Raw genomic sequence first — 26,874 nt, 5'->3', positions numbered from 1 at the left:
CTACAGCCTTGTGAATCCAACAACTTCCATGTCCAAGAAGAACTCCGGCAAGCGGCCGGGCCCGGTGGTCCTCGACGTCGCCGGCAAGCAGCTCGACGCGGAGGACGCGCGCCGCATCGCGCATCCGCTGACCGGCGGCGTGATCCTGTTCGCGCGCAATTTCGAGTCGCGCGCGCAACTGCAGGCGCTGACGCGTGCCATCCGCGCAGTGCGCGACGACGTGCTGATCTGCATCGACCATGAAGGCGGGCGCGTGCAGCGCTGCAAGACCGACGGCTTCACCCACCTGCCGGCGATGCACCGCCTGGGCGAACTGTGGGAGCGCGACGTGCTGGCCGCGACCAAGGCGGCAGTCGCCTGCGGCTACGTGCTGGCCGCCGAGCTGCGCGCCTGCGACATCGACCTGAGCTTCACCCCGGTGCTGGATCTGGACTACGGCCGCAGCGCCGTGATCGGCGACCGCGCTTTCCACGCCGATCCGCGCGTGGTGTCGATGCTGGCGGGCCATCTGAACCACGGCTTGCTGCTGGCCGGCATGAGCAACTGCGGCAAACACTTCCCAGGCCACGGCTACGTCGAGGCCGATTCGCACGTGGCGATTCCGGTCGACGAGCGCTCGCTGGACGAGATCCTGGCGCAGGATGCGCGCCCGTACGAGTGGATGGGGCTGTCGCTGTCTTCGGTGATGCCGGCGCACGTGATCTACCCCAAGGTCGACCCGAACCCGGCCGGCTTTTCGCGCTACTGGCTGCAGGACGTGCTGCGCGCACAGCTGGGCTTCGAGGGCGTGATCTTCAGCGACGACCTCAGCATGGAAGGCGCCAGTGTCGCCGGCAATGTCACCGAGGCCGCGCGTGCCGCGCTGAGCGCAGGCTGCGACATGGTGCTGATCTGCAACCACCCCGAGCGTGCCGACCAGTTGCTGAGCGAACTCGACGCGGGCATCGACAAGGCCTCGCAGCGCCGCATCCGCAAGCTGTTCGCCCGCCGCAAGGCGATGGACTGGAACAAGCTACAGCAGGAGGGCGAATACCGCGCCGCGCTGCGCACGCTGAAGGAATACGACCTGGTCGCCTGAACGGCGGGTCGCGCGCAACAAAAATGGCAGCCGAGGCTGCCATTTTTGATTGACCGGCCCCGCGTTGCAGCGGGGTGGCGCCAGTGCCTTAGTTGGCGCGGCTGCGGTATTCGCCGGTGCGGGTGTCGATTTCGATCTTGTCGCCGATGTTGCAGAACAGCGGCACTTGCAGCTCGAAGCCGGTGTTGATCTTGGCGCCCTTGAGCACCTTGCCCGACGAGGTGTCGCCCTTGACGGCCGGCTCGGTGTAGACGATTTCACGGACCAGCGTGGTCGGCATTTCAACCGAGATGGCCTTGTCGTTGTAGAACACCACTTCCACGGTCATGCCGTCTTCGAGGTAGTTCAGCGAGTCGCCCATGCTGTCCTGCTCGACTTCGTACTGGTTGTAGTCGGCGTCCATGAACACGTACATCGGGTCAGCGAAGTACGAGTAGGTGCATTCGCGGCGCTCCAGCACCACGACTTCGAACTTGTCGTCGGCCTTGAACACCGACTCGCCCGGTGCGTCCGTCAGCAGGTTCTTGTACTTCATCTTGACCACAGCGGCGTTGCGGCCCGACTTGTTGTACTCGGCCTTCTGCACGACCATCGGATCGCCGCCGATCATGAACACGTTACCGACGCGGAGTTCCTGTGCGATTTTCATCTGAACTGATTTCCTGAAAAATTAAGTCTAGGAATTTGGAATGGCGAAGGCGCGCTGCCGGCGTGCCCGCGGTAAGCCCGCGAGAGCCAGGATCCACGCGCTCGCGACCCCGTGCCCAGCTTGCTTTCAGGCCTTTGCCCTAGGTTGTTTCAATGCCTGGGCAAGACCCTGGTTCTCCGGCCCGGTCGCCATTTGGATCAACCGGTTATTTTACCTGATTTTCGCAAAATGCCACCAGGTTGGCGGCAAGGTCGCCGGGGTGCTGCAAACGCCGCTCCCAGCGCGGAGCGATCGCGGCAAGTGCCGGCAGCTGCGCACGCAGGCGCGCCCAGTCGACAGCATTGCCGTAGCCGTTCCAGGCGTGCCAGAAGTCCGTCAGCGCGGATGCTCCCTCCGGCGCCACGCCGCCCTGGCGGAACAGGTCGAGCCAGGCGTCCAGCTTGAACCGGTGCGCAGCGTCGTCCTGCGGATAGATGTGCCAGACCAGGGGCCGCGCCGCCCACTGCGCGCGCACGAAGGAATCCTCGCCGCGCACGAAGTTGAGGTCACACGCCCACAGCAGTTCGTCAAAGTGCTCCTGGCGTACGAAAGGAATCAGCTGCACGCACAGGCTGCCGCGTTCCACCGGGTCGCCAATCCGCAGCGGGGCGCCCAGCCATTCGGCGGCCTGGTCAGCGGCCAGGCCTGAGGGCACCAGGCAATGGACCGCCTCGGCGGCATCGCGCCATTGCTCCAGCAGCGCGGGCAGAGCCGGGTTGCGGTAGGTAAACAGGCTCACGCGCAGCGCATCGGGCCGGGGTGTCACGCTCAGCCGGTGCCACAAGGCCGCCTGGGCGGCCGTGCCGCCGAGGAAGGCGGCGCGCTGCGCGCCCAGTATCGATTCCCGCAGCAGGCCGCCGGTGCCCGGCTCGAAGCCGGGGAAGAAGAAATGCTTCACCAGCGGCAGCCGCGGATGGGGCGAAGGCATCGCATGATGCTCCCGCACCCACGGCTCGGCGCTCAGGTATTCCAGATTGATCCAGGCGGGTTTGGGATCGCGCGCGGCCATGCGGGCCAGGAAGGCTTGCGGCACATCACAGGCGAAAGCTTCGATGACGGCATCGTGTGGCCCGACCCCGGCGGTGTCATCCACGTCGCTATCGCCACCCGGCCGCCACGGACGAATCTCCACGCCCGCCAGGCGCTGCACGGTGGTGCCGGTATCGAATTCCGGCGCCAGCCGCGCGAAGCTCGCCAGGTCATCGACCCACAGCCGCACCGCGTGCCCGTGCTCCTGCGCGAGCTGGCGGGCCAGCCGCCAGCAGACGCCGATGTCGCCGAAGTTGTCGATCACGGTGCAGAAGATGTCCCAGGAGCGGATAGGCATGACAGGTGAGGGGCGCATGGGCGGGGCGCGCGCTGAATTGCTCTAAACTTGCGATTTTAGAGGCCATGCCGTTTTAATGCGCGCAGGCCGTGTAGCGGTCACCGTCCCCAATGTCCGACCAGCAACCCGATTCCCCGAAACCCGCCGACGAAGTTCCGCCCGAAACGCCGGCCGTCCGGCCAGCCGAGGTGACTGCCGAGGCGGCTGCTGAAGCGCCGCCGGAGCCGTTCGATCCCCGCCCGGTCATTTCCCGCCTGCCCGGCCTGCCGGGCGTGTACCGCTATTTCGACGCGGCCGGCAATGTGCTGTACGTGGGCAAGGCGCGCGACCTGAAGAAGCGGGTGTCGAGCTATTTCAACAAGACCCAGCTGTCGCCGCGCATCGCGATGATGGTGGCGCGTATCGCCCGCATCGACACCACGGTGGTGCGCACCGAGGCCGAGGCGCTGCTGCTTGAGAACAACCTGATCAAGGCGCTGGCGCCGCGCTACAACATCCTGTTCCGCGACGACAAGTCGTACCCGTTCCTGAAGCTGACCGGGCACCGCTTCCCGCGCATGGCGTATTACCGCGGCGCCACCGACCGCAAGCACCAGTATTTCGGGCCGTTCCCGAGCGCCTATGCGGTGCGCGAGAGCATGCAGATCCTGCAGAAGGTGTTTCAGCTGCGCACCTGCGAGGATACCGTCTTCAACAACCGCACGCGGCCGTGCCTGCTGCACCAGATCCATCGTTGCACCGGGCCGTGCGTCAACGCCATCAGCGAAGAGGATTACGCGCGCGACGTCGCCAACGCGGCGCGCTTCCTGCAAGGCCGCCAGACCGAGGTGCTGGAAGGCCTGCAGGGCAAGATGGAGCAGCACGCCGAGCGGCTGGAGTTCGAACAGGCCGCGGCCGTGCGCGACCAGATCGCGGCGCTGTCGACCGTGCTCAAGCGCCAGGCGGTGGAAGAGGTGGGCGGGCAGGCGCGCGACATCGACGTGCTCGCCGTGGCGGTGGAGGGCGGGCGTGCCTGCGTCAACCTGGCCATGGTGCGCGGCAGCCGCCATCTGGGCGACAAGGCCTACTTCCCGGCCCATGCCGACGAAGCGGCGATGATCGTCGAGGATGCCGACGAACGCGCCGAGGAGCGCGAGGATGGGGCGGACAGCGCCGCAGCCGCGCTGCCGCTGACCGTTGACCGCATCGCCACCCGGGTGTTGTCGGCCTTCATGGTGCAGCACTACCTGGAGCAACCGGCGCCACCTATCATCGTCGTCAGCCATGCGCCGGACGATGCCACGGTGCTCGAGGCCCTGACGCTGCACGCCGGGCGCAAGGTCACGCTGGTGCGCCAGCCGCAGGGCCAGCGCAAGGTCTGGCTGGAGATGGCGCAGCAGGGCGCGGCGCTGGCGTTGTCGCGCCGGCTGGCCGAGCAGGGCAGCCAGGAGGCGCGCACGCGCGCGCTGGCCGAAACCATCGGGCTGGACCTGGAAGACCTGGCGCGGCTGCGCGTGGAGTGCTTCGACATCAGCCATACCGCCGGCGAGGCCACCCAGGCGTCGTGCGTGGTGTACCACCACCACGACATGCAGAACAGCGAATACCGCCGCTACAACATCCAGGACATCATCCCTGGCGATGACTACGCGGCCATGCGCCAGGTGCTGACGCGGCGCTACCAGAAGCTGGTCGAGCAGATCCAGGAAGATGGCGGCATGGAGGCCGGCAGCGAAGCCGCGGCGCAGGTGCCGCAGATCGTGCTGATCGACGGCGGCAAGGGCCAGGTCGAGGTGGCGCGGCAGGTGTTCGAAGAGCTTGGGCTGGATATCGGGCTGCTGGTCGGCGTGGCCAAGGGCGAGGGCCGCAAGGTCGGCCTGGAGACGCTGGTGTTCGCCGATGGCCGTCCCTCGCTGGAGCTGGGGCAGGGCAGCGCCGCGCTGATGCTGGTGGCTCAGATCCGCGACGAGGCGCACCGCTTTGCCATCACCGGCATGCGCGCGCGCCGCGCCAAGACGCGCACCACTTCGCGGCTGGAAGAGATCGAGGGTATCGGCGCGCGCCGGCGCCAGAAGCTGCTGACCCGTTTTGGCGGGCTGCGCGGCGTGATGGCCGCCAGCATCGATGAGCTGGCCAGTGTCGAAGGCATTTCACGCGGCCTGGCCGAAGAGATCTACCGACAGTTGCACTGAGCGCGCGGGGCCGCGGGAGCGGTGCGGGGTGGGAAATTGGCCAATGATGGTCGATTGGCCCGGAAATCGGCGACAATCGCAAAATTGGTTACCGTCCCCGCCGCCCGAGTTCCATGCCCTTCAATTTCCCGATCCTGCTGACCTGGCTTCGCGTCGCCATGATTCCCCTGGTGGTAGGGGTCTTCTACCTGCCCGACGCATGGCTGCCGATGCACACCAAGAACCTGACGGCGGCGGCGTTCTTCATCATCGCCGCGGTCACGGACTGGCTGGACGGCTTCCTTGCACGGCGCTGGAACCAGACTTCGTCGTTCGGCGCCTTCCTGGACCCGGTCGCCGACAAGCTGATGGTGACCGCGGCGCTGCTTTCGCTGCTGGCGCTGGGCCGGGTCACGGACCTGATCGCGCTGGTGATCATCGGGCGCGAAATCACCATTTCAGCGCTGCGCGAATGGATGGCGCAGATCGGTGCTTCCAAGAGCGTCGCGGTGAACTTCCTCGGCAAGCTCAAGACCACGGTGCAGATGGTGGCGATCCCGCTGCTGCTGTACAGCGACCGCCTGCTTGGCTTCGATGCCCACCTGCTCGGCACGTGGATGATCTACGTGGCGGCGGTGCTGACGCTGTGGTCGATGTTCTATTACATGAAGCTTGCCTGGCCGCAGATCCGCGAGCGCAGCGGGATCGTGGCGCGCGCCGGCGCGCAGAAGTGAAAAGAATTTTTGAAAAGGTGTTGACGGCGAGAGCAGTTCTTTGCATAATCTCATTCTCGTTGCTGACGACGCAAGCGAAAGCAGCGAGATAAGGTTGGTTTAGCGCAGGATGTTGTGAGATAGCAGCGTGTTGCGGCATAAATCACCTTAGTTGGATTTCGGTAGTGCCCCTGCGGGAGTAGCTCAGTTGGTAGAGCGCAACCTTGCCAAGGTTGAGGTCGCGAGTTCGAGACTCGTCTCCCGCTCCAGGTTAAAGAAGGTCCGGCAGCGTGCTCGCACGATGCGGGGCTGGCAGTAAAAGTTGTATGCGGGAGTAGCTCAGTTGGTAGAGCGCAACCTTGCCAAGGTTGAGGTCGCGAGTTCGAGACTCGTCTCCCGCTCCAATCCCCAAAGGGAAGCAACGCTTCCCTTTTTGTTTGGGTTGAGTCGCCGCAAGCAGTTTGCCGCAAGATGCGCTCCGGCAGCATCGGCTGAATGCGGATACAATCCAGCAGCACGTCACCTGGCGGGGTGGCAGAGTGGTTATGCAGCGGCCTGCAAAGCCGTGTACGCCGGTTCGATTCCGACCTCCGCCTCCAATTGCATGCAGAACGGCGCCTCGCGGCGCCGTTTTTGTTTTCCGGGCCTCGCGTTCAGGCAAGCAGGCACCGGCTCGTCCGCCATCTCCGCGCCTCGGGCACGTGGCGGGCATGTTACATTACTCCTGTCGTACGCTTTTCGGGGGGGCTCCGCGTGATGGATAGCGGGGCAGCATGTCAATCCCATCCCCGATCCGTGACGCGCCGCCGGCGTGTCCGGGGCCGCTGCGGCACTTCCCGTTCTTCCCCGTTCCGATGCTGCTGCCGACTGCTGCGGCGACTTTCCCGCGCTGACCGCTGGTGCGCGCCGGGTGCGCTGTCGTGGTTGCCGGGGCAGGGAGCGGTTAGCCGTTCAGCCCCTGACACGAGGAACCCCGCACGCATGCATCACGCCACCCCGCTTATCAGTACCATCGTCGGCGGTATCGTCCTGGCCTTTATCCTTGGCGCCATCGCCAGCCGGCTGCGCCTGCCGCCGTTGATTGGCTACCTGTGCGCGGGCATCGTGGTCGGTCCGCATACACCCGGCTATACCGCCGACCAGGCCTTGGCGCCAGAGTTGGCTGAGCTTGGCGTGATCTTGCTGATGTTCGGCGTGGGGCTGCACTTTTCGATCAAGGACCTGATGGCGGTCAAGCGCATCGCCATTCCGGGGGCGGTGGTGCAGATCGGCATCGCCACGTTGATGGGCATGCTGGTGGCCTGGGGCTTCGGCTGGTCATGGGGGCAGGGGCTGGTGTACGGGCTGGCGCTGTCAGTGGCGAGCACCGTGGTGCTGCTCAAGGCCCTGCAGGAGCGTGAGCTGGTGGAGTCGCCGCAGGGCCGCATCGCCGTTGGCTGGCTGATCGTGGAAGATCTGGCGATGGTGCTGGCCCTGGTGCTGCTGCCGGCCATGGCAGGTCTGCTGGCGGGTGCCGGCGAAGCATCGGGCGAGGCCGCGCCGGCTACCGGTGGCGTGGTGTTCGCGATCTTCGCGACGCTGGGCAAGGTGGCCGCCTTCGTCGCGGTGATGCTGGTGATCGGCCGGCGCTTTATCCCATGGATGCTGGAGCGCATCGTCTGGACCGGCAACCGCGAGATGTTCCGGCTGGGCGTGCTGGCAACGGCGCTGGGCGTGGCCTACGGCGCCTATGCGCTCTTTGGCGTGTCGTTCGCGCTGGGCGCGTTCTTCGCCGGCATGGTGCTGGCGGAGTCCGAGTTCAGCCATCGCGCGGCCGAAGAGTCGCTGCCGCTGCGCGATGCCTTCGCCGTGCTTTTCTTCGTATCCGTGGGCATGCTGTTCGACCCGATGGTGCTGGTCAACGACCCGTGGGGCGTGCTGGCGACGGTGTTTATCATCGTGGTAGGCAAGTCGCTGGCGGCGCTGGGCATCGTGCGTGCCTTCGGGCATTCCGGGCAGACCGGCATGACCATTGCCGTGAGCCTGGCGCAGATCGGCGAGTTCTCATTCATTCTCGCCAGCCTCGGCGTCTACCTGAAGATCCTGCCCGAGCGCGGCCAGGCGCTGATCCTGGCCGGGGCGCTGCTGTCGATCATGCTCAATCCGGTGCTGTTCCACCTGCTCGACCTGTACACGGCGCGGCGCAATCGCAGCGCGGATCCGCAGCCGGCGTGACCGGAGCCTGGGTGCCGCTCAGCCGCCGATCCGCGGCGCCATGGTGCGCAGGTATTCGGTAAAGGCCAGCAGCCCCTGGGTCGGGAACTTGTCCTGGTGCACCACGAGTTGCAGCGGCCGCTCGATGCGTGGCAGGCCGTCGCGGATCGCCACCAGCGTGCCGCGTTCCAGTTCATCGCGCACCACATGGAGCGACAGGCAGCTGACGCCGAAGCCGCTCATCACGGCGCGCTTGATGGCTTCGGCGTTTCCCAGCTCCAGCGCGAAGCGCAACTCGCCCAGCAGCGGCACCAGCCGTTCCTCGATGACCTCGCGCGTGCCCGAGCCGGGCTCGCGCACGATCCACTCGGCATCGCGCAGCGCCACCAGGTCATGCGGCACGGCCGCAAGCGGATGCGAGGGGCCGACCACCACCACCATCTCGTCATCGCACCAGCGCACGCTGCGCAGGTCGCGCTCATGGCTGGCGCCTTCGACCAGGCCAATATCGGCGTCGAACTGCAGTAACGATTGCAGTACCTCGCGGGTATTGCCGATGCGCAGATCCAGCGTACACGGGCCGCTGCGCGAATGGCGGAAGCCCGCCAGCAGCGGCGGCAGGATGTAGCTGCCAATGGTATTGCTGGCCGCGATGCGCAGCTGCACGCCGGTCTGGGTGGCAAAGCGCTCCAGTTCCTGGGCCTGGTCCAGCAGCGACAGCGCGCGCGGGAAAAACTGGCGTCCGGTCTCGTTGATGCTGAGCCGGCGGGCCACGCGGTCGAACAGCGGGCTGTCGAGCGCGCGCTCCAGCTCAGCGAGCGAGGCGCTGACGGCCGACTGAGACATCGCAAGTGCCTGCGCCGCCGCCATGGTGCTGCCATGCTGGGCCACGGCAACGAAGACAGACAGCTGGCGCAGCGTCAGGCGCAGGGGGCGGTGTTCAGGCCGGGGGTCAGGGCGGTGGTCCATATCGAAATAATCAATAACACATAACGATATTACCCGTTTTACGGGTTAGAGGGGTGCCAGTACGCTTGAGTCACTAAAGAACACGACCCGAGCCTGCCATGTCCTCCGTTTCCACCCCCCGCACCACCCCGGCCGCTGCGCCGGCCTTGCCGCCGCCGTGGTCGCAGCGCCTGCTGACGCTGGTCCCGCTGGGCGGCATTGCCTGGCTGGCGATTGCGCTGGCCGAGCATCCGGCCGTGGCGCGCTATGGGCTCAGCGCGCTGACGCTGGCCATGTGCGCCGGCATGGTCGCGGCCAATACGCTGCCGCGCCACTGGCTGGCGCCGCTGGCGCCCGGCATGCAGGTCGCACGCCACTACCTGTTGCGCCTGGGCGTGGCGCTGTACGGCCTGCGGCTGACCTTTGCCTCGATCGTCGCGCTGGGCCTGCCGGGCATCGTGGTGCCGCTGACCATGCTGGTGGCCACGCTGCTGTTCGGCACCTGGGTGGGTACGACGTTCTTCGGCCTGAGCCGCCGCGAAGCGATCCTGGTCAGTTCCGGCAGCGCCATCTGCGGGGCCGCCGCCGCCATCGCCGTATCGTCGGTGGTGCGCACCGACGACAAGCAGACCGCCGTGGCGGTGGCGACGGTGGTGCTGTTCGGCACCGTCGGCATGCTGCTTTATCCCTACCTCTACGAACTGGCGACAGGCCACTGGCACTGGGCCGTCAGCGAGCGCATGTTCGGCATCTTTACCGGCGCGACGCTGCATGAGGTCGCCCAGGTGATCGCCGCCGGCAAGATGATCAGCGAGCCGACCGCTGATGCTGCCGTGGTGGCAAAGATGGTGCGCGTGCTGGCACTGGGCCCGTTGCTGCTGGTGATGGCGCTGTGGCCGCAGGGCGGCGAGCAAGCGGAGCAAGGCACTGCCGGCGGCAGCCGCGTGCAAGGCATCCTGAAGTCGGTGCCGTGGTTCGCGGTGGGATTTGTCGCGGTGATGGCGGTCAACTCGGCCGGCACCGTGCCCACTGCCTGGAAGGCGCCGCTGATCGCGCTGGACAACTGGCTGCTGGCCTGCGCGATGCTGGCGATCGGCCTGCACACCCGCATCGGCGACCTGGTGCGCGCCGGGCGCAAGCCGCTGGCGCTGGCCGGTGTGCTGTTCGTGTTCCTGATGGGCGTGGGCGCGCTGATGTGCTATGCCATGGCGTGATGCGCACGCGGACCTGAAGGCATCAGAAGAGGGGGCGATGGCTCCCTTTTTGTTTGGGGCCGGGAAGGCAGGGGGGGCGGCTGTGCGCCCTGGTGCGGCCGACGGGACTCGAACCCGTAAGCCTGGAAAGGCGGCAGATTTTAAGTCAATTAGCATCACAACCCACTTACTCAGTTCGCAACGTAACGCATTGATTTAGCGTGTTTTTTTGTTTTGCGATGAGATTGTGGATTGCTGGCTTGCGGTCGTTTGCGATGCACGTTACGCACGGAATACGCACGCCGCGCTATACTCGCGGCCTTGCCCGGATGACGAAACTGGTAGACGTACCGGACTTAAAATTCGGAGGCCTCTGGCCGTGCGGGTTCGACTCCCGCTCCGGGCACCACACGCAAAACAAAGCCCTGGCCATTGCGGTGGACAGGGCTTTTGTCTATCCGCCAAGATTGCAGGGGGCACCCGATGGATTCGATGCGCGTAGCAGAACTTCTCCAGGCTCTGGATGAGTTCCGGGAGAAGCTGGTTGAACACCGGGAGCTGTGGGGCAAGTCGCTAAGCCAGCCGATCCCCGACTACCCGGTTCGCAACGTCCCTGACTTGGAAAAACAGAGTCATTGGCTCACGCGGCGGCTCGGCGCGCTTAGGCCATACATCGAACGATTCGACGCTGAATGGATCATGCGGCATCCGGCCACCGGAAGCGTTTGGGACGCGCTCGACGTGTCCGTTGGGTTAAGCGCAGTGTCGCAGATGAAGGGGCCATCCCTGCGCTCAACGGTGGAGAAGCTCAACACCATTGCCGGCAGGTTGGAGGCGCTAGACCAGGACGATATTGTTCCAGCGGACCGCGCGGTGCCGTTGAAGTCAGGTTTGCCGGCGGACCGGATCATGCTGGCGTATCTGAGCCATCTTCACCCCTACATCGCCAAGGGCTGCACGAAGCTATTTGTCGATGGGCACTATGCCCAAGCCGTGGAAGAATCAGCCAAGGCTGTCTTCCAATATCTCCGGGATGCTTCTGGCTTGACGTTGGACGGCGCTGCGCTCGCTCAGCAGTCGTTCAGCCTTAAGGCGCCGATTCTCGCCTTCAGCGACCTGTCCGATGAAACGAAGCGAAATGAACAGCTTGGGTTCATGGAAATGCTGGCGGCGTTTGCAAAGGGCGTCCGCAACCCGCTCGCGCACACTCATGGCAAACTAGAGGAAGCGCAAAAAGCGTTTGAGTACCTTTGCCTGGCCTCGCTTTTTTGCAGGCGAATCGATGATGCTTCGCCAAAGCCATCTGCTGCAGCCGGCGCCAATCCTTAAGGCTGTCGATGCCCGTTGACCCGACCACCTTGGCAGAGGCGCGCGCGTTGGTAGCCAAGGCCGGCATGGCGGACTTCGTGCCGACCAGTGAAGCACCTGCCAGCACGGACGGCCACCCGGTAGCGATTGCGTTGATTGATCCGCCAGTGCGGAGTCCCGGCGTTCCCAACTTCGACAAGCCCGACCCCGACAGGCCAGGCGTGGTCCGTAGCGTCAGCATCCTGTCCGCGCTGTGTGCGGGCACACCGCTTCCCCCTCTGCTGCTGTTCCAGCGGGCGGGTGAGCAGCGGTATGAGTTGCGCGCAGGCTTCCACCGCTTTCACCTATGCGCGGCGCTGGGGTACACCCATGTTCCCGCCATCGTGACGGATTGGAAGCCTGGCGAGTACTGAGGGAGCGCCGCCGCTCGACTTGCCGGCGGCTGGAGGACGCTCCCAAGGAGCGGAAGATTGTGGCGGACTTCTACAACAAGCCACCAACGTATTTCTTTCAAATCAATAGCTTGCAGTCGAGGCGCAGCAAATAGCATCAGAGCGCACAGGTCGTGACACTACGATTCATCCATCGCAACCAACGAGCGATGGAGAAATCGACCGTGTCAACAAACCAAATTGATCTCAACGATCTTTTCAGCGTTAGCGAGCTTGCTGCGCGCCATCCGCGCGTCCTGAGCGTACTGATTTTGCGCTATCAGCTTCGCAGCCGCGCCAGCAACGGGCTTGCAAAGGCGTGCGTGAAGATCGGAAAGAAGCTGCTCATCAGCGAGCGGCGCTATCAGGAGTGGCTCAGCGAACAGGCAGGCGCGCAGGAGGCTGCATGAGCAATCCATACCGCACCGAGCGCCGCACGCTCGGCGTTAAGGCTGGATTCCAGCGGCCAGCCTGGACCTACGATGCGCGCAACCCGCAGCCCAGCCAGGATCGCAAGCCCCAACAGCCGGCCGCGCAGAGGCATTCGTCGCGCCCACAGACCACTGAGCGGTCGCAGCGCGCGTGGGGGCAACCGTTCGAGGTGCGGTGCCTGTTGATCGCCGGAGAGCCGTTCCGCCCGGAAACGCCGCGCACGCTGCGCTGTCAGCATGTGCGCGCCAATGGCGAAGTGCTCGGGCCGGTTGTCGCCAAATGGCCGCACTGGGCGACGCCACCGGCGACCGGCGCGCGCGTCGAGGTCGGCGCGACAGTCACGATGAGCAACGGACCGGGCGGCGTGCCGCTCGCGCGGCTGGACGTGCACCGGTGGTCGGCGAAGTGACTCTGCGGTGATTAAATCCGTGCATAGAGCGACCTGCACCGAATTCAAAAAAAACATGAATCACAGCGTGATCTAATATGAGCAAGAAACATTGTAAGTCCCTGATTTACAAGGGTTTGCTCATATTTGATTTGGTTGACCAGTGTGCGCGGCGAGACGGACAATCCGCATCACGTGGCAAGCCTCCACGCAACCAGCCCAGCGGGCCCAAAGAAAAAAGCGAACAACCGTATCGAGCAGTTGTTCGCTTCAGCGATTTGAAACATGGTGACCAATAATAACGCAATCGCGGCCAAGCCCGCAAACATTTCTCTCAATCATCCATCTTGCGTTGATAGCCGCTGGCGCGAGTCTTGGTCGATGCCCTGGACTGACTTCATCAGCGGCGTCCTGTCGATGGTCTGTGGCGCCAAGCGCAAGCGGGACGGTTTCTGGCGGTTCTTCGGCAAATCAGTCTGCGATCGCGGTGTCTGCTGCGACGGACGTGAGTATTCAACGGTTGGTGCTGAGCCGGGATGGTCTCGTTGGAGCCTGCCTGGCGTAGATGGAGCCACCGGGCCGGTTGTGATGCGTGCACCATCGGGTCAGTTGTTCTGGATTCCCCGGGGCTGCTGCACCCCTCGGCGAATCTGGTCATTCGGCGAGCTCGTTCGCTCGGCGGCCTACTGCCGCCAATCGGTCGGAGGTGCAGCATGATTTCCGCTCTCCAAACCCATTCCGACATTATCGAGCAGTTCCGCGCCGCGATGCACGAGCGCGACATCAACGTCATCGGCGAGATCATCGCGGACGGCAAGCTGCATCGCTATCGCGTCGATGGCGACAAGAAGGGGCAGCGGAATGCCTGGGCAGTCCTCCACCTCGACGGCAACAAGCCGGCGGGAGCGTTCGGCTGCTGCCGCCGCTACGGTACCGATCAGAAATTCACGTGGAGCGGCAAGGCCACGAAGCCTCTGACGGCCGCTGAGCGCCGCGAGTTGCGCAAGCGCATGGAGCGCCAGAAGGCCGAGCGCGCCGAAGCAGAGCGGGCCCGACACGCGGCCGCTGCCGCAGAGGCGGAACGCATTTGGGACGCGGCTGAAGAGTGCACCGAGCACCCGTACCTGACCCGCAAGCAGATCCAGTCGCACGGGCTGCGCGTGGGTGTGTGGGAGAAGGTCCACCCGGAAACCGGCGAGGTGCGCTTGATCTCCAAGCGCGCGCTGCTGGTGCCGATCCGCGACGCGAAGAAGCGTATCCACAGTCTACAGGCCATCTTTCCGTCGAAGCTGTTGGGCGACCGGGACAAGGACTATCTGACCGACGGCGCGAAGGAGGGGCTGTTCTACTCGTTCGGCACGCCGCAGAAGCTCGATGGCAAACTCGTCATCATCATCTGCGAGGGCTATGCCACAGGCGCCAGCCTGCACGAAGCCACTGGGCACGCCGTTATCGTCGCGTTCGACGCGGGCAACCTGCTGCCCGTCGCGCGCGTCATCCGTGCGCGCTTCCCTGACGCGCTGATCGTCATGGCAGCGGACAACGATCGCTGGACCGTCAAGCCGATCAATAACCCGGGTGTGACGCGTGCGCGCGAGGCTGCCGAGGCGATCGGCGGCATGGTCGCGGTGCCTGATTTCACGAACTTCGCCGGCAACCCGACCGACTTCAACGACCTGTGCGCGAGCGAGGGGGCGCGAGCCGTGAAAGCAATTATCGATGACACACTCGACGAGGCAACCCGCGTTTTGCCTTTGTGGCTTGTTCCGAAGTGCGGCTCGGCGGAGCTCGACCAGATCCAATTCGCGGTCGACGGACTGGCAACGTTCGATTCCGAATTGGCCGGCCGACTGTCTCGGCGTGGTGCCGTGCTGGTTGAGTACAACGGATCCGGCGATCTATGTGCGGCGCTTGAGAGCGCGGCCCAGTTCATGCCGAACGCTGTAGTGCAGGTCTTAGCGGATCCCAAGCAAGAGCGCGAGACTGTGCAGATCGCCCAGGAAAACGGCGTCTCCGTCCGACTGCCGCAAGCCGGCGTGTCGTGGGCGACTGCGATATGGGCCGATCTCTGCGCCGTGACGGGTTCGCAGACCCTCAGGTGGATGGCGGCCCAGACTGACGCGGCCGATGACGAGAAGGCGGCGGGCGCAGTCGCACGGGCGAGCGCGGGGCAGCATGCCACCACTGCAGACTCGCTTGAGTCCGGGTTCACCGTCCTCGGTGGCGCTCGTGACGCCAAGACGATCTACATCTTCTCGCACTCAAGTCGGCAGATCATGGATCTCCGTGCCGGCAGCATTCGAGAGGGCGATCTACTGGCACTCCTGCCTGACGTGAACTGGTGGGAGCTCGAATTCCCCAAGAAAGGTGGGATCGACGTAAAGCAGGCCATCTCGTTCCTAGTTCAACGCGCTCACGCGCGTGGCGTGTTCAACCCCGACGTGAAGCGAGGCCGGGGGGGATGGACGGATGCTGGCCGCACCGTTCTGCATCTTGGAGACCGCCTGATTGTCGACGGCGTGGAGACGGCGCTCACGAAGATCAAATCGAAGTCCATCTATCCCGCGAACTTCGCGCTGCCCTCTCCGAGTGCTATCCCACTATCCGACGACGAAGCGCGCCGCATTCTGCAGATCGCCGGGCGCTTTAGGTGGAAGCGTCCTGCATCCGCCGCGCTGCTTTCCGGCTGGATCGCACTAGCTCCTCTCTGCGGAGCGTTGCGCTGGCGTCCGCACGTATGGGTTACGGGAGGTACGGGATCCGGCAAGACCTCGCTCATGACCCAGTTCGTACACGAACTCGTCAATGGCGGGCCCGATGGACATGCAGGCTGGGCACAATTTCTCAACGGTAATTCGACTGATGCCGGCGTCAGGCAAGACCTGCAGGACGACGCGCTGCCGGTGCTTTTCGACGAGTTCGAGGGCGCTGAGGAACAGGACGCGCGCCGCGTGCAGAACATGCTCGCGCTGGCTAGACAAGCGTCTAGCAACACCGCTGCGCGCACGGTGAAGGGAACCCCAGGCGGCCAAGCGATGGCATTTCGCACGCGCTCGATGTTTGCGTTCTCGTCGGTTGGCGTGTCGCTCAAGCAGCAAGCCGACGTTGAGCGCATCAGCGTGCTCGATCTCCGGCCGAAGCGAGATGGGTTCGAGGCTGGGGCATGGGAGAGGATCGTAGAGGAGCTCGCGACGCTTCGCCGCGATGGCTATGCGGGGCGACTGTTGCGGCGCTCCATCAATTTGCTGCCGGTCACCCTCAAGAACATCCAGACGTTCGCCGCCGTCGCTGCGAATAGGTTCGGCTCCCAGCGCGACGGCGACCAGTACGGCACGCTACTGGCCGGCGCATGGTCGCTGCACAGTTCGGCGGAGGTGACCGCCGAGCAGGCGCGGCACTGGATCGGCTCGTTCGAATGGGCTGACTTTATCGACGAGGGCGAGGGGCGCGCCAGCGTGATCGATGCGATGTTCGGCAAGGCCGTGCGGCTCAACAGCGGCGAACAAGTCCTGTTCGGCGCGCTGGTACGTCGCGCAGATCATCGCGATGTCGAGGGCGTCCAGGTGACGCCGGAAACGGCGAGCGCGGCGCTCGCGCTGTACGGCGTTCGGGTGTCCAGTGGCTGGATGTACGTCAGCAACAAGGGCACGGCGTCGCGCGCCGAACTGCTGAAAGGCACGCACTTCGCGAGTCCGGATACGTTGAGGCGCTCGCTCCGCGAGATGCCGGGTGCGGACAATAGTGGGAACAAGGCGGTGCACTTTCCGGGTATCGGCACGGACAAGTGTTCACGCGTACCCCTCAAGAGCATCTTGGTGGATGGGGAAGATCAAGCCGAGGTCAACGGTGAGCAGTTCTAACGCGGCGCGGGCGCCGGGGAGGGACAGGGCCGACTGACCGAATTTGAGCCCGCCTCGAGCGGGCTTCCTCTTGGTCCCATACGTGCCCGACCTTCGTCGATCATTCCGGCAGGGTTTGATTCCCGGTGGAGAGCTGCTAGAAAAAGGTGTGCTCCCCACGAACGACAACCTCGCGAATACTACCGGGGAGCCGTTGGGGGCGTGTCTCGTGGTCCGGAAATTCAATCTGCTGCGCAACGTTGGCAAATTCGACAACGTTGCTGCTGGTGCTCAGCTTCCATTCAGCCGACTGACTATCATCTATGCCGAGAACGCACGCGGCAAGACAACGCTGGCGGCGATCTTGCGGTCGCTCGCATCCGGTCGGGCGGAGCTCGTTACCGAGCGGGCTCGGCTCGGTGCTCCCCACCCGCCGCATGTGGTCGTTGATACTGGCGGCGGCGCGCCCGCCGTTTTCCAAAACGGCGCCTGGACCCGTACGGCCCCGGAAATTGCCATTTTCGACGACGCCTTCGTCACGGAGAACGTCTTCTCCGGTATGGAGGTCGGCACGACGCACCGGCAGAACCTCCACGAATTGATCGTCGGCGCTCAGGGCATAGCTTTGACCCGGGCACTGCAGGCAGAGGTCGATAGGATCGAGGTCCACAATGGTGAACTCCGGGACCGGGAAAGCGCCATACCGGCGGGGGCCAGGGGCAACCTCTCGGTTGACGCCTTCTGCGCCTTGGCGCCGGTACCCGACTTGCCCCAAGCGATTGAGGAGGCCGAGCGTCGTCTCGCTGCGGCGCGCGACGCTGGCAGGGTGGCAGAGACACCGACTTTCCCACCGCTCTCACTGCCGAAGATCGACCTTGAGGCGCTTCGCGGGCTGCTCGCCAAGGGCCTGCCCGACCTCGACGCCAGCGCCCTGGGACGCGTGCAGGATCATCTCAGCCAGCTCGGTCGCGGAGGCGAGGCTTGGGTGGGACAGGGAATGGGGTTTGCTGGTCATCTGGCCGAACACGGGCATGGTGAATGCCCCTTCTGCGCCCAAGACCTGGCAGGCTCTCCGGTCCTTGCTCACTACCGTGCTTACTTCGGGGACGCCTACAACGGTTTGAAGCGAGAGATCACAGACGCGGCCCGCGCGTTCCGGGCATCTCAAGGTGGCGATGTCCCGGCGGCCTTCGAGCGCAGCATACGCGAGAGCGTGGAGCGCCAGACGTTCTGGAAAGCGTTCGCCGAAGTTCCTGGCATCGAGATCGACACTGCGGCGATCGCCCGAACATGGAAGTCAGCCCGGGAGCCGATTGAGCGCCTGCTCGAGGCCAAAGTGTCCGCGCTGCTGGACGCGGTGAGCGTACCGGCAGATGTCGAGCGTGCGATCGCCGAGCACAACGCCCAGTGCGACAGGATTCGCGAGATCTCGGACCAGTTGGCCGCCACCAACACCCAGCTTGAAACGGTGAAAGAACAAGCTCGCGAGGCCAATGTGGCGACGTTGGCGGGCGATCTAGCCAATCTACGGGCGGTCGAGGCGAGACACGATCCCGCGATCGCGCCGCTCTGCGACGCGTATCTCGCGGAAAAGGCGGCGAAGGCCGCCACTGAGCAGCGGCGCCGAGCTGCGCGGACCGCGCTCGATCAACACCGGCAAGCCGCATTCCCCGCTTACGGGATAGCGATCAACGAATTTCTCCAACGCTTCAATGCCAGTTTCCGCGTCGGGCCTGTCGACCCCGTGAACACGCGCGGCGGCTCGGCAGCCAACTACACACTGCTGATCGATGGCAATCCAGTCCCGTTGTCGGGGAATCCCGGCGACCCAAGCTTCAGCAACACCCTCAGCGCCGGCGACCGCAACACGCTGGCGTTAGCCTTCTTCTTCGCGAGCCTGCAGAACGACCCACAGCGCGCTCAGAGAATTGTTGTCATCGACGACCCGATGACGAGCCTCGACGAACACCGCACGCTGCATACGCTGCAGGAGATGGACCGTCTGGCCCGCGATGTGGCGGGCATGGTGGTTCTCTCGCACTCGAAGCCGTTTCTGCTCGGCGTGTGGGATAAGTGCCAGCAAATGCAGAAGACTGCCTTGGAGGTTCGGCGCTCGGGGCAAGGGTCAATCCTCGCCGCGTGGGACGTGAATGCAGCGATGGTGACGGTGCATGATCGGCGGTACGCTGCGGCGGTGGAGTATCTGGATCAGGCTGACCCGGCTACCGAGCGGCAGGTCGCCGAATCCCTCAGACCGATGTTGGAGTCATTCTGCCGCGTCGCCTATCCGAACATTTTCACGCCCGGCAGTATGCTCGGCCGGTTTCAGGATCTTTGCGAGACGCGGGCCGGAACACCGCAAGAAATCATGAGCGCGGCCAATGCCCGGGAGCTGCGCGCGCTACTGGATTACGCGAACCGGTTCCACCACGATACGAACGCGGCATATGCGACCGAGCTCATCAACGATGCAGAGCTGACGGACTTCACTCGCAGAACGCTTGCTTTCATCCGTCGGCCCTAGCAGCTAGCTTCGTGTGACCGACTACGCGACGTAGTGGCGCCTGCCTGCCGTGGCCGGGTGGTAGGATCGCATTCGTATAACCTTGCCTGCCGGTTATGCTCCAAGTTCGGACCAAGGTTATCCCGCAAAGCCTTGTCCAGCTTGGGTTTCTAACTTTCTAACCTATTTTTCTAGAAATAGAGATTAAGAGGGAGGGGGGTGCCTGTAGTCGCACCACTCAGACCCGAACATTGTGTCTACTTCTCTATGTGTCTCTCTTCGGCGGAAAACTGGTTGGAAAGTTAGAAAGTCCCGGAAACCCAAGCCCGGCAAGGCTTTGCGGGTATAACCGGTGTCATTACCTGTGCGCTAACCAATAACCTCTGCGTCGGCCTCGACCCAGCGCCTCAGTCTGGCGGCTCTGCTGCATCGAGATGGGCAGTGGTCAGCCTGCCATTCCACTGAATTGGCTTGCGCGCAACAGCAAGGTTGTCGTTTGGTTGTGTACAACCGGCCGGACAATGGCGTTCTGCGGCGGCTCAAGCAGAGCGCTGAGGCAGGCGGCGATGGGGCCGGTTCGGCCCTGGATAAACATGCGCCGCGCACACCGGAAATCGTGCGTTCGGGCCAGTGACTAGGCCGGTCAGCGTCGTGAACCGACAATGCATGTATTCATTGAATGCACGCATCCATCTATGGCGCGAGACCAACACCCAGATCGAGCGGAGGCCCTGCGCCTCCTAGAAGAGCATGCCGCCCGCCTTGGCCGAGTCGAGGCGCAGCGTGTCGTGCGCAAACTTTTTCCGAACGTGCCAGCCGGAACTTGGCATACGTGGTGCCGGGCTGCGCGGATGCGCGAGCAGCAGCCCGCAGACATGCCGCTGCCGCCGACGTTTCCTGCACCGGTGGTGAGCGCCGTCGTGCCGGTCGCGAGCGGCGAGCCAATGGCGTTCGACGCGCGTCTGGCTCTGCTTGATGCAGTGGCGATCGCGATGCTGGATACGGCGTGGCCGACAGATCCGGAGACCGGAAGTCGCGCCACTCGCGTCAAGAATCCCATGATGGCTAAGGCGGCAGCGGCCATCCTGCGCGATAGCTCGGCCTTGTGGGCGCGTCATCACGAGAGCGAGCGAAACGCGGAGCGCTTTTGCGAGCAGCTTGACGAACTGGGGGACGCTCTCGGTTCGATTCTTCGAGACGCGGGCGACAAAGCCCTGACCGGAAGGATCATCAGTGCGTTCCGGCGTCTCAACGAGCGCTGGCGCGAGCTTGGTGCCAAGGGGATCAATATTGCAGCGGAGGAGGTCGAAAAATGAACAACAACGAAACCATGAAAGAGATCGCGAGCCTACTCGATGATCTGCTCGTCAAACCCGCTGCCCGATTGCAGCGTCGGCGTCGCGCGTCGAGCCGGCGCGTGCGAGTGGCGCTCGTGGATGACATGTTGCGCGAAATGACCGACGAACTCGAGCAGCGCCTGGCAGGCAAGGAGAGCAGGCATGGCTAAGCGTTGGTCGATCACGCAACACGTGTGCGCATCGTGCTATGGGCGCGTTCTCGCGCGTCCTTGCGACGATGAGCTCATGGAGTTCGTCTGCGCGAACTGCGGACGCGAGAAGGTTGGCGAGAACGAGAGTTGCATCTGCGCCTGCGGCCTGCAGAACGCTGAATGCAGGCCGAACGACGACGTGTCGCCGCTGTGGCCTGGCGAGGTTGTCGCTGTAGAGTTGACGGCCTAGCTTCGGTACTCGTTCGTGGCGCTGACCGTGCGGCGCTTCTCCCATCGCTCGAGCTCATCGCGCGGGTAGAGGATTGCGCCGCCCAGGCGGAGGAATCGCGGGCCAGTGCCGGCACTTCGCCAGTTCGCGAGCGTCCTTACGGCGATGCGGCCGCTGTATCGTTCGGATACTTGGGCCGGCGTCAAATACTGCATGTCTGTTCTCCTGCGGTGTCGCGCATCGTCATCGCGCACACCGTTGGAGTCATCAAGCACGGCCGCACAGAATCCTGTGAAAAGCAGCAGCTTAAAAGGCTGTTGCTCTAGCCCTGGCAGTCCTTCCAAATCATGTACTTAAGGCGCTGGCCGCAAATCTCGGGCGCTATTCGGACGCGTCGTTATTTTGCGCAGGAGTGGTTGCCTTGGCGTGCCGCTCGGCGATCAGCTTCTTGACGTGCTCAGGCATCGTGCGCGCGACGTACTTGGCCGATAGCTTCCTGTCCTCCGGCACATCGCCGTAGTCGTACAGTTCGGGGCGCTCTTTGGGGCTTGGGATCGGTGGCATCTAGCTCTCCTGCTCAGATTGGTGGCTCTCTCGCTTCATCAGCACCCGAGCTTCGTCCTCATCGATTAGGTGCCCCCAGTCGATCGGCTTGTCCCTGCTGCCCTTGTAGGGAACGAACTTGCCTTCACGGGCGCTCCACACTTCCAACGGCACGCCTCGAGCTGGGCCCCGGAATAGGGCGCCTTGGTTTTCGATGTACACCATCATGATCTCCGGTCGCGAGCGGTTAAGCCGTCGCAGCGTGTTTGGTGCGCAGGCGCATGATCGTCTGCCTCGTCGTGCTGAAGTCGCGCGCGATGGCGGCGATGGCGTCGCCGGCGGCGATGCGTTGGGCCGCCTGCTGTTGCTGTTCGGGTGTGAGCGCCGGCGGGCGACCGAACGCCTTCCCGGCGGCCTTGGCGCGGTTGATGCCAGCCTGCGTGCGCTCGATCAGCAGATCGCGCTCGAATTCGGCGACGGCGGCGATCACGCCCATCGTCATCTTTCCTGCCGGGCTCGTCAGGTCGACACCGCCCAGGGCCAGGCAATGCACCCGCACGCCCATCTCGGCGAGATGCTCGACCGTGGCACGCACGTCCATCGCGTTGCGGCCCAGCCGGTCCAGCTTGGTGACGATCAGCGCGTCTCCTTCCTCCATTCGATCGAGCAGCTTGGCGAAGCCGGGCCGCTCCGACGCCGCCACGGAGCCGCTGATGCTCTCCTCGACGATGCGCCGCTTGTCGATCGCGAAGCCGGCTGCCTCGATCTCGCGGCGCTGGTTGGCGGTGGTTTGGTCGGCGGTGGAAACGCGGCAATAGGCAAAGACTCTGCTCATGGTCCCCCTGCATGTACGTTAGTCATGTACGAATCTTAGACCATGTACCAAATATGAGCAAGCCTAGTTTCGTACAGCCAGGCAGGAATCTGTACGTAACCGAACGGTTTCGTACTGCCGCCACGCCTCACGAATCGCTTGCGCGCTCTCTCGAAACCCACCCCTCGACCGGTCGTGACGGAATACTGGGCTCATTCGCGGCACTTGCTGCGGAATTACTGACCTGAATTCACCGGAGCAAAAATGAGCAATTACGAATCCCAGCGCGCGGCTGTCATCGCTGACATTACGGCCGCAGCGATGGTCGGCAGTCCGACCGACAAGCTTCGCAAGAAACTCGCCGATCTGGACGCTCACTTTGAAGCGGAACTAGCCGCCCAGGACGCCGCACAACGCGCCGCCGCCGCTGAGCGACAGCAGGCTGCCGTTGAGGATGGCCTGGCTCGTGCAGACTCCGCCGTTTTCCGCCTGACGGCCGTCGGCCACGTGCCAACCGACGATGAGGCGCGCCGCCTCCGCGACGCTTACTGCGACCTGGCGGAGGCTCAGGCCAATGTTGCTACGCTCCATGAGCGCAGCGCCGAGCTCGCTGTCGCCGTCTCTGCTATCGAGAAGCGGGTCACGCTCTTGCGCGATCGCGCACAAGCGCTGTCTGCCCTGCGATTGGCGGGCGCCGCAAGTGAGCGCGATCAGGCGGAGAGCTTCACGGTAGAGCGCGACATTGCAACTCTTGAGACGGCCCTGACCGAGGCCCGCGTGCACGTAGAGGCTGCGCGCATCCCGAGCGATCTTCTGCAGCGTCGCGATCGACTGCTGGCCGCCGCTGCGCAAGCCGAGGTCGCGGTGTCGACCCGATTCCTGACCGAGCAGGCGGCTGCGTATGAGGCCCTGCTTCTCGACGCCGTCGGCACGCTGATGCGCGTGACCGGGGCGGTACGACCTGGCGATGTGTATCGCATGGGCGATCGCCTGAGCTGGTTCGTCCGAACCGGCGCTCTCCCGAAATAAGCCGGAGCTCTGCTATGGCGAAATTCAGCGCTGAGAACCCGGGCACGCCCTTCCAACCCGGAAGGGTTGCGAATACTCGGGGCCGACCACGTACGGCCGACCGTCTGCGCCGAGATGTCGCCGCAGAGCTCCTCAAGCACGGCGGCATGCTGACGCGGCTCGCGGTGCAGAAGGCGCTTGCAGGCGATCCTGGGTGTCTTGCTGCATGCGTCGCACTCATCGGAACGCTCGATGGCAAGCAGGCCAAACGTAACGATCCACCCACGGCGGCCGATTGAGCCGCCTTCCCAGGCGCGTGTGTTTTCCGCCCTGGGCTTTTTATTCGGTTAGCGCCCAAGGAGGGCAAGATGTCGACGAGATTGATTCATGAGGAGATGCGCGGCGGGATGCGACTCCGGCTTACCGTCCTTGACCATCACATGGTGGCCGAGGCCATCCGTGGTCGTGACAACACTGTCCTCGCGAAAGCGAGCTGCTCGCACGGTGGCAACCTGGGGCCGAACGCGTTCAAGCCGCAGACATCGCCCCTCGCCAAGTGCCTGATGGACGAAGTGGCCGACAAGGCTACGGGGGGAAGGCGCAAAGGTCCATTCGACATGCTGGTCGATGAACTTTGGGCTGCAAAGCAGCGCGCCGGGCGCGGCATGCACAAGGCCCTCGGCCAGGCACGTGCGATCTTCTTCAAGTCGGCGACACCACGTGATGCCGTTCAGTCGCGCGCTTTGACCTCGCGTCGGACCACTAAGCGGAGCTCGAAATGACCGGCGGCGTTCGTATCCCAATCGAGGCGCAGCTCGACGCGGGGGATATTGAGAGGGTACTGCAGCAGTTCACACAGCAGATCAATAAGCTGGGGAGCGCAGTTGCCAGTGCCAACAAGCTGAAATTCGAGCCGGTCACCAAAGCATCGGTTGACGAGGTCATCCGCATCACGAGGGCATTCGAGAATCTTCGCAGAGTTTCAGGGGATCTGAACAAGCGGATGAATGCCACTGGTCAGGGCGGCGCCGCCTTCACAGACGTGGACTGGCAGAAGCTATACCCGGATGCCTCGAGCCGGGCGCGACAGATGAGGAAGTCCTTCGAATACGTCACCGGGTACGGCTTCCAGCAGGCGCCGTCCGGTCAGCCACCCGCCCAGCCTCCCACGCCATCGGGTGGTGGCGGCGCGGGCACTGGCAGCGCCGGCCGGCAGATTATCGGCGCCGGGCTGAATGCCATGGGGCCGGTCGGTGGCGTTGCCAACAGCGCCCTCTCTGCTGGCATGGCAGGCGGCATCGGCGCCGGGATCATGGGCTTTGCCGGTGGCCTGGCTGCGTTCGCCTTGGGCAAGGCGATCGGCGCCGTGCGCGAGAAGATTGGCGCGGCCGAGCAAGAGAACATCGGCTACGACACGCTCAAGCGTCAGCTTGGCGACGTGAATGTCAGCTTCGGCGTGCTCAAGGACGCGCTGCGCGCGGCGTCCAGCGGCCTCGATACGACGTTTGAGGATGGGCAGCGCCTCGGCGCTCAGTTCGTCAAGCTGTCCGGTATCACGGGCGAGCAGTACAAGACGGTCGCGGAGGAGGTCCATACCGCTGGTGGCTTCGGCCGCTCGTTCGGGATGGAGCTCGGGCAGAGCAACGCCTTCTTCGCGCAGATGCGCCAGTTCAGGGTCACCAACGACGAGCAGGGCAGCCGTCGCCTGGCGCTGCTGATTGGCGAGAGCATCGCCAAGTCGGATTCCTTCTCGAAGGCCGACGAGGTGCTGGACGCCATCTCGGGCTTCACGGCGCAGCAGACCCGCATGGGCCTGAATAGCGCCAACGTGTCCGGCTACGCGAGCATGCTGACCGGCTTGATTGGCAACAAGACGCCTGGTCTCGACCCTGCCGGCGCGGCCGCGCTGTTGGGCCGCGTCAATGCATCGATCGCCGGCGGTGGCGCGGCGGGCGAGGCTGGGCAGAACTTCATGTATTCGGCGTTGGGCTCGCGTCTCGGCCTCAACCCGATTCAAACTGGCATCCTGCGCGAGCAAGGCGCGTTCGGCACCGGGCGCGGCACGTTTGGGCCCGGCTCGTTTTATGAGCAGTTCGCCAGCCGCTTCAATTTGCCGACACTCGGGGCGGCGAAGTCTGATGCGACCAACCTGCAATTGCTCATGGAGCAGTTCAAGAAGAACTATGCGGGTCGGCCCGAGCTCATGATCAACGCCATGTCGAACTTGTTCGGCACCAACATGTCGCAGTCGATGGCGCTGGCGACGATCGGTCCGGAACAACTCGGCGGGCTGTCGGCGCGCTTGAAGCGTCTCGGCGTCGACATCAAGGACGTGAATGCGACCGGCATCTCGCGCATCAGCCAAATCGAGGCCGATGGCTCGCTGAGCGACGCAGAGAAGGACAAGCGCGTCAGAGAGGCGGCGACGCAGTCCCAAGAAAGAACGCTTGGTGGTGACGTGCGCAAGGGTATCGCGACGCTGGACAACATCCAAACCACGCTAGCGGACAAGATGGTTCCGGTGATGCAGTCTATGCGGGATGGCATCATGTACCTGGCCGGCGGCAGCGACAAAAAGAGTCCGCGCGAGATCCAAGAGGCGGTCATGCGGGCCGAGTCGAAGGACCGGGCCGGCATGGTCACAGGGCAGTTGGACCCGCAGATTGCCGAGGCTGAGAAGAAGCGCGAGCTGCTCAAGGGGAAAATCCTGGGTATCGCCAGCAAGCGAGACCAGGCGGCTAAGTGGGGTGAGGACGAGGAGCGGGACCGGCTGAACAAGGAACTGCTCAAACTCGAGCAGGAAGAGAAGGGCAACCAGGCCCGGATCACCGCGCTAAAGAAGGAGCGGGCCGACAAGCTGGAAGAGGAGGCCAAGTTCATCGAGGAGAACGTCAAGAAACTCAAGGCGGGGACGCTCCACGATCAGCCGGCGGAATCCGGCGGCGATGGCAGTCTCACGCCGGGGGCGTTCAATCGTGGCGAGGACCGGTGGGACCGTGCTGCGCGCGCAGCCGGCCGAGGCGCCGGCTCGTCCCAGTTCGACGCGCTGTTCGTCAAGTACGGGAAGGAATACGGCGTCGACCCGAAGCTGCTCAAGGCGATCGCGATGAAGGAATCCACCCTGGATCCCAACGCCGTCGGCTCGCTCAATGACAATGGCACCCGAGACTACGGCCTGATGCAGCACAACTCGCGCTACCTGGCGTCGCGCGGCATCACCGACTGGAGCGACCCTGAGCAAAGCATCCGGGCAGCGGCCAAGTTCCTGCGGCAGAACATCGACGCGTCGCACGGCAACGTGCGCCGTGGCGTGCGCATGTACAACGGCAGCGGCCCGCGTGCTGAGGCGTATGCTGACGACGTGATGGGGAGATATGCAAATGTCGGCGAGGTAGAGCAGAAGGGCACGCCGCTGCCGGAGGGGCCGGCGTCACCGCGCCCAGGCGAAACTCAGATGCAGCAGCGGATCTCTGTGGAGGGGACATTCCACCTGCACAATCCGAACGGCTCGCCGGCTGCGGCACCGATTTCGGTCCGGACGCGGTTGGGTCCTCCTGCGCCTTCTGGCGCTGGAGGCTGAGCCCCTTCTATCGAGGTCGT

General features: G+C 64.4%; 24 protein-coding genes and 4 tRNA genes. 21 read left to right on the top strand and 7 right to left on the bottom strand.

Annotated elements, in window-relative coordinates:
- The first annotated feature begins 28 nt into the window (after positions 1-28).
- Positions 29-1,078, top strand: coding sequence for a beta-N-acetylhexosaminidase (gene nagZ, locus A3A5_RS0104270; protein WP_018309394.1), 1,050 nt, complete (start codon positions 29-31; stop codon positions 1,076-1,078).
- A gap of 88 nt (positions 1,079-1,166) precedes the next feature.
- Here the strand turns inward: nagZ and efp are convergent, their stop codons facing one another.
- Positions 1,167-1,727 (bottom strand): elongation factor P, encoded by a 561-nt coding sequence (efp, locus tag A3A5_RS0104265; RefSeq protein WP_018309393.1) that lies wholly within the window; start codon positions 1,725-1,727, stop codon positions 1,167-1,169.
- Between the two features lie 205 nt (positions 1,728-1,932).
- Positions 1,933-3,093, bottom strand: coding sequence for an elongation factor P maturation arginine rhamnosyltransferase EarP (gene earP, locus A3A5_RS0104260; RefSeq protein WP_018309392.1), 1,161 nt, complete (start codon positions 3,091-3,093; stop codon positions 1,933-1,935).
- Positions 3,094-3,203: 110 nt separating this feature from the next.
- On the opposite strand from earP, the gene uvrC reads away from it, so the two are divergent.
- The 6 genes from uvrC (at position 3,204) to A3A5_RS37595 (ending at position 8,170) form a co-directional block, all read left to right on the top strand.
- Positions 3,204-5,264 carry an excinuclease ABC subunit UvrC gene (gene uvrC / locus A3A5_RS0104255; RefSeq protein ID WP_018309391.1) on the top strand — a complete coding sequence of 687 codons (2,061 nt, stop codon included), beginning with the start codon at positions 3,204-3,206 and terminating at the stop codon, positions 5,262-5,264.
- Positions 5,265-5,377: 113 nt separating this feature from the next.
- A complete protein-coding gene (gene pgsA / locus A3A5_RS0104250) occupies positions 5,378-5,977 on the top strand; it encodes a CDP-diacylglycerol--glycerol-3-phosphate 3-phosphatidyltransferase (protein ID WP_018309390.1) in 600 nt (199 codons plus the stop codon).
- 172 nt (positions 5,978-6,149) lie between these two features.
- Positions 6,150-6,225 (top strand) — tRNA-Gly (locus A3A5_RS0104245).
- A 59-nt stretch (positions 6,226-6,284) separates the two neighbouring features.
- Positions 6,285-6,360: transfer RNA gene (locus A3A5_RS0104240), tRNA-Gly, on the top strand.
- Positions 6,361-6,481: 121 nt separating this feature from the next.
- Positions 6,482-6,555, top strand: a tRNA-Cys gene (locus tag A3A5_RS0104235).
- A 382-nt stretch (positions 6,556-6,937) separates the two neighbouring features.
- The gene (locus tag A3A5_RS37595) at positions 6,938-8,170 is read left to right on the top strand and encodes a cation:proton antiporter (RefSeq protein ID WP_018309389.1); all 1,233 of its coding nucleotides are present in this window, start codon (positions 6,938-6,940) and stop codon (positions 8,168-8,170) included.
- An 18-nt stretch (positions 8,171-8,188) separates the two neighbouring features.
- Here A3A5_RS37595 and A3A5_RS0104225 read toward each other — a convergent pair whose 3' ends face one another.
- A complete protein-coding gene (locus tag A3A5_RS0104225; RefSeq protein WP_018309388.1) occupies positions 8,189-9,118 on the bottom strand; it encodes a LysR family transcriptional regulator in 930 nt (309 codons plus the stop codon).
- A 98-nt stretch (positions 9,119-9,216) separates the two neighbouring features.
- On the opposite strand from A3A5_RS0104225, the gene A3A5_RS0104220 reads away from it, so the two are divergent.
- The 10 genes from A3A5_RS0104220 (at position 9,217) to A3A5_RS0104170 (ending at position 20,698) form a co-directional block, all read left to right on the top strand.
- Entirely contained in the window at positions 9,217-10,311 is a 1,095-nt protein-coding gene (locus tag A3A5_RS0104220; protein WP_018309387.1) for a YeiH family protein, read from the top strand.
- Between the two features lie 302 nt (positions 10,312-10,613).
- Positions 10,614-10,699, top strand: a tRNA-Leu gene (locus A3A5_RS0104215).
- 74 nt (positions 10,700-10,773) lie between these two features.
- Complete coding sequence (locus A3A5_RS0104210) at positions 10,774-11,619, top strand: TIGR02391 family protein (RefSeq protein ID WP_018309386.1); 846 nt, start codon at positions 10,774-10,776, stop codon at positions 11,617-11,619.
- A gap of 47 nt (positions 11,620-11,666) precedes the next feature.
- Entirely contained in the window at positions 11,667-12,011 is a 345-nt protein-coding gene (locus A3A5_RS0104205) for a hypothetical protein (RefSeq protein ID WP_198293101.1), read from the top strand.
- A 203-nt stretch (positions 12,012-12,214) separates the two neighbouring features.
- Positions 12,215-12,439, top strand: coding sequence for a hypothetical protein (locus A3A5_RS0104200; protein WP_157637127.1), 225 nt, complete (start codon positions 12,215-12,217; stop codon positions 12,437-12,439).
- Complete coding sequence (locus A3A5_RS0104195) at positions 12,436-12,870, top strand: hypothetical protein (protein WP_018309383.1); 435 nt, start codon at positions 12,436-12,438, stop codon at positions 12,868-12,870. Before A3A5_RS0104200 ends, A3A5_RS0104195 begins: the two co-directional genes overlap by 4 nt.
- 692 nt (positions 12,871-13,562) lie before the next feature.
- Entirely contained in the window at positions 13,563-16,709 is a 3,147-nt protein-coding gene (locus tag A3A5_RS40160; RefSeq protein ID WP_018309381.1) for a toprim domain-containing protein, read from the top strand.
- A gap of 208 nt (positions 16,710-16,917) precedes the next feature.
- Positions 16,918-19,212 (top strand): AAA family ATPase, encoded by a 2,295-nt coding sequence (locus A3A5_RS0104180; RefSeq protein WP_026200439.1) that lies wholly within the window; start codon positions 16,918-16,920, stop codon positions 19,210-19,212.
- A 767-nt stretch (positions 19,213-19,979) separates the two neighbouring features.
- Complete coding sequence (locus A3A5_RS0104175; protein ID WP_198293100.1) at positions 19,980-20,507, top strand: hypothetical protein; 528 nt, start codon at positions 19,980-19,982, stop codon at positions 20,505-20,507.
- Positions 20,504-20,698 carry a hypothetical protein gene (locus A3A5_RS0104170; protein WP_018309378.1) on the top strand — a complete coding sequence of 65 codons (195 nt, stop codon included), beginning with the start codon at positions 20,504-20,506 and terminating at the stop codon, positions 20,696-20,698. Before A3A5_RS0104175 ends, A3A5_RS0104170 begins: the two co-directional genes overlap by 4 nt.
- A 228-nt stretch (positions 20,699-20,926) precedes the next feature.
- On the opposite strand, the gene A3A5_RS45550 is transcribed toward A3A5_RS0104170, so the two are convergent.
- From A3A5_RS45550 to A3A5_RS0104145, 4 genes are all read right to left on the bottom strand, one after another.
- The gene (locus A3A5_RS45550; RefSeq protein ID WP_018309376.1) at positions 20,927-21,124 is read right to left on the bottom strand and encodes a helix-turn-helix domain-containing protein; all 198 of its coding nucleotides are present in this window, start codon (positions 21,122-21,124) and stop codon (positions 20,927-20,929) included.
- Between the two features lie 166 nt (positions 21,125-21,290).
- Complete coding sequence (locus tag A3A5_RS0104155) at positions 21,291-21,473, bottom strand: hypothetical protein (RefSeq protein WP_018309375.1); 183 nt, start codon at positions 21,471-21,473, stop codon at positions 21,291-21,293.
- Positions 21,474-21,680: a hypothetical protein gene (locus A3A5_RS0104150; protein ID WP_157637126.1), complete on the bottom strand. Its 207-nt coding sequence runs from the start codon at positions 21,678-21,680 to the stop codon at positions 21,474-21,476. It abuts the gene before it with no gap.
- 19 nt (positions 21,681-21,699) lie between these two features.
- A complete protein-coding gene (locus A3A5_RS0104145) occupies positions 21,700-22,287 on the bottom strand; it encodes a recombinase family protein (RefSeq protein WP_018309373.1) in 588 nt (195 codons plus the stop codon).
- Positions 22,288-22,530: 243 nt separating this feature from the next.
- On the opposite strand from A3A5_RS0104145, the gene A3A5_RS0104140 reads away from it, so the two are divergent.
- The 4 genes from A3A5_RS0104140 to A3A5_RS45500 all read left to right on the top strand — a co-directional run bounded on the left by A3A5_RS0104140 (position 22,531) and on the right by A3A5_RS45500 (position 26,854).
- On the top strand, positions 22,531-23,295 hold the full coding sequence (locus tag A3A5_RS0104140) for a hypothetical protein (protein ID WP_018309372.1): 765 nt from the start codon (positions 22,531-22,533) through the stop codon (positions 23,293-23,295).
- A 14-nt stretch (positions 23,296-23,309) separates the two neighbouring features.
- Positions 23,310-23,573, top strand: a complete 264-nt coding sequence (locus tag A3A5_RS42990) for a hypothetical protein (RefSeq protein WP_157637125.1) — start codon at positions 23,310-23,312, stop codon at positions 23,571-23,573.
- A gap of 69 nt (positions 23,574-23,642) precedes the next feature.
- Complete coding sequence (locus A3A5_RS0104135; RefSeq protein ID WP_018309371.1) at positions 23,643-24,056, top strand: hypothetical protein; 414 nt, start codon at positions 23,643-23,645, stop codon at positions 24,054-24,056.
- Positions 24,053-26,854, top strand: a complete 2,802-nt coding sequence (locus A3A5_RS45500; protein ID WP_018309370.1) for a transglycosylase SLT domain-containing protein — start codon at positions 24,053-24,055, stop codon at positions 26,852-26,854. The genes A3A5_RS0104135 and A3A5_RS45500 overlap by 4 nt, the downstream gene beginning before the upstream one ends.
- Positions 26,855-26,874: the final 20 nt, after the last annotated feature.

It is taken from the genome of Cupriavidus sp. UYPR2.512 (assembly GCF_000379565.1).
GTDB lineage: Bacteria > Pseudomonadota > Gammaproteobacteria > Burkholderiales > Burkholderiaceae > Cupriavidus.
The sequence above is the reverse complement of the archived record's forward strand: the minus strand, read 5'-3'. Positions and strand labels throughout refer to the sequence as shown.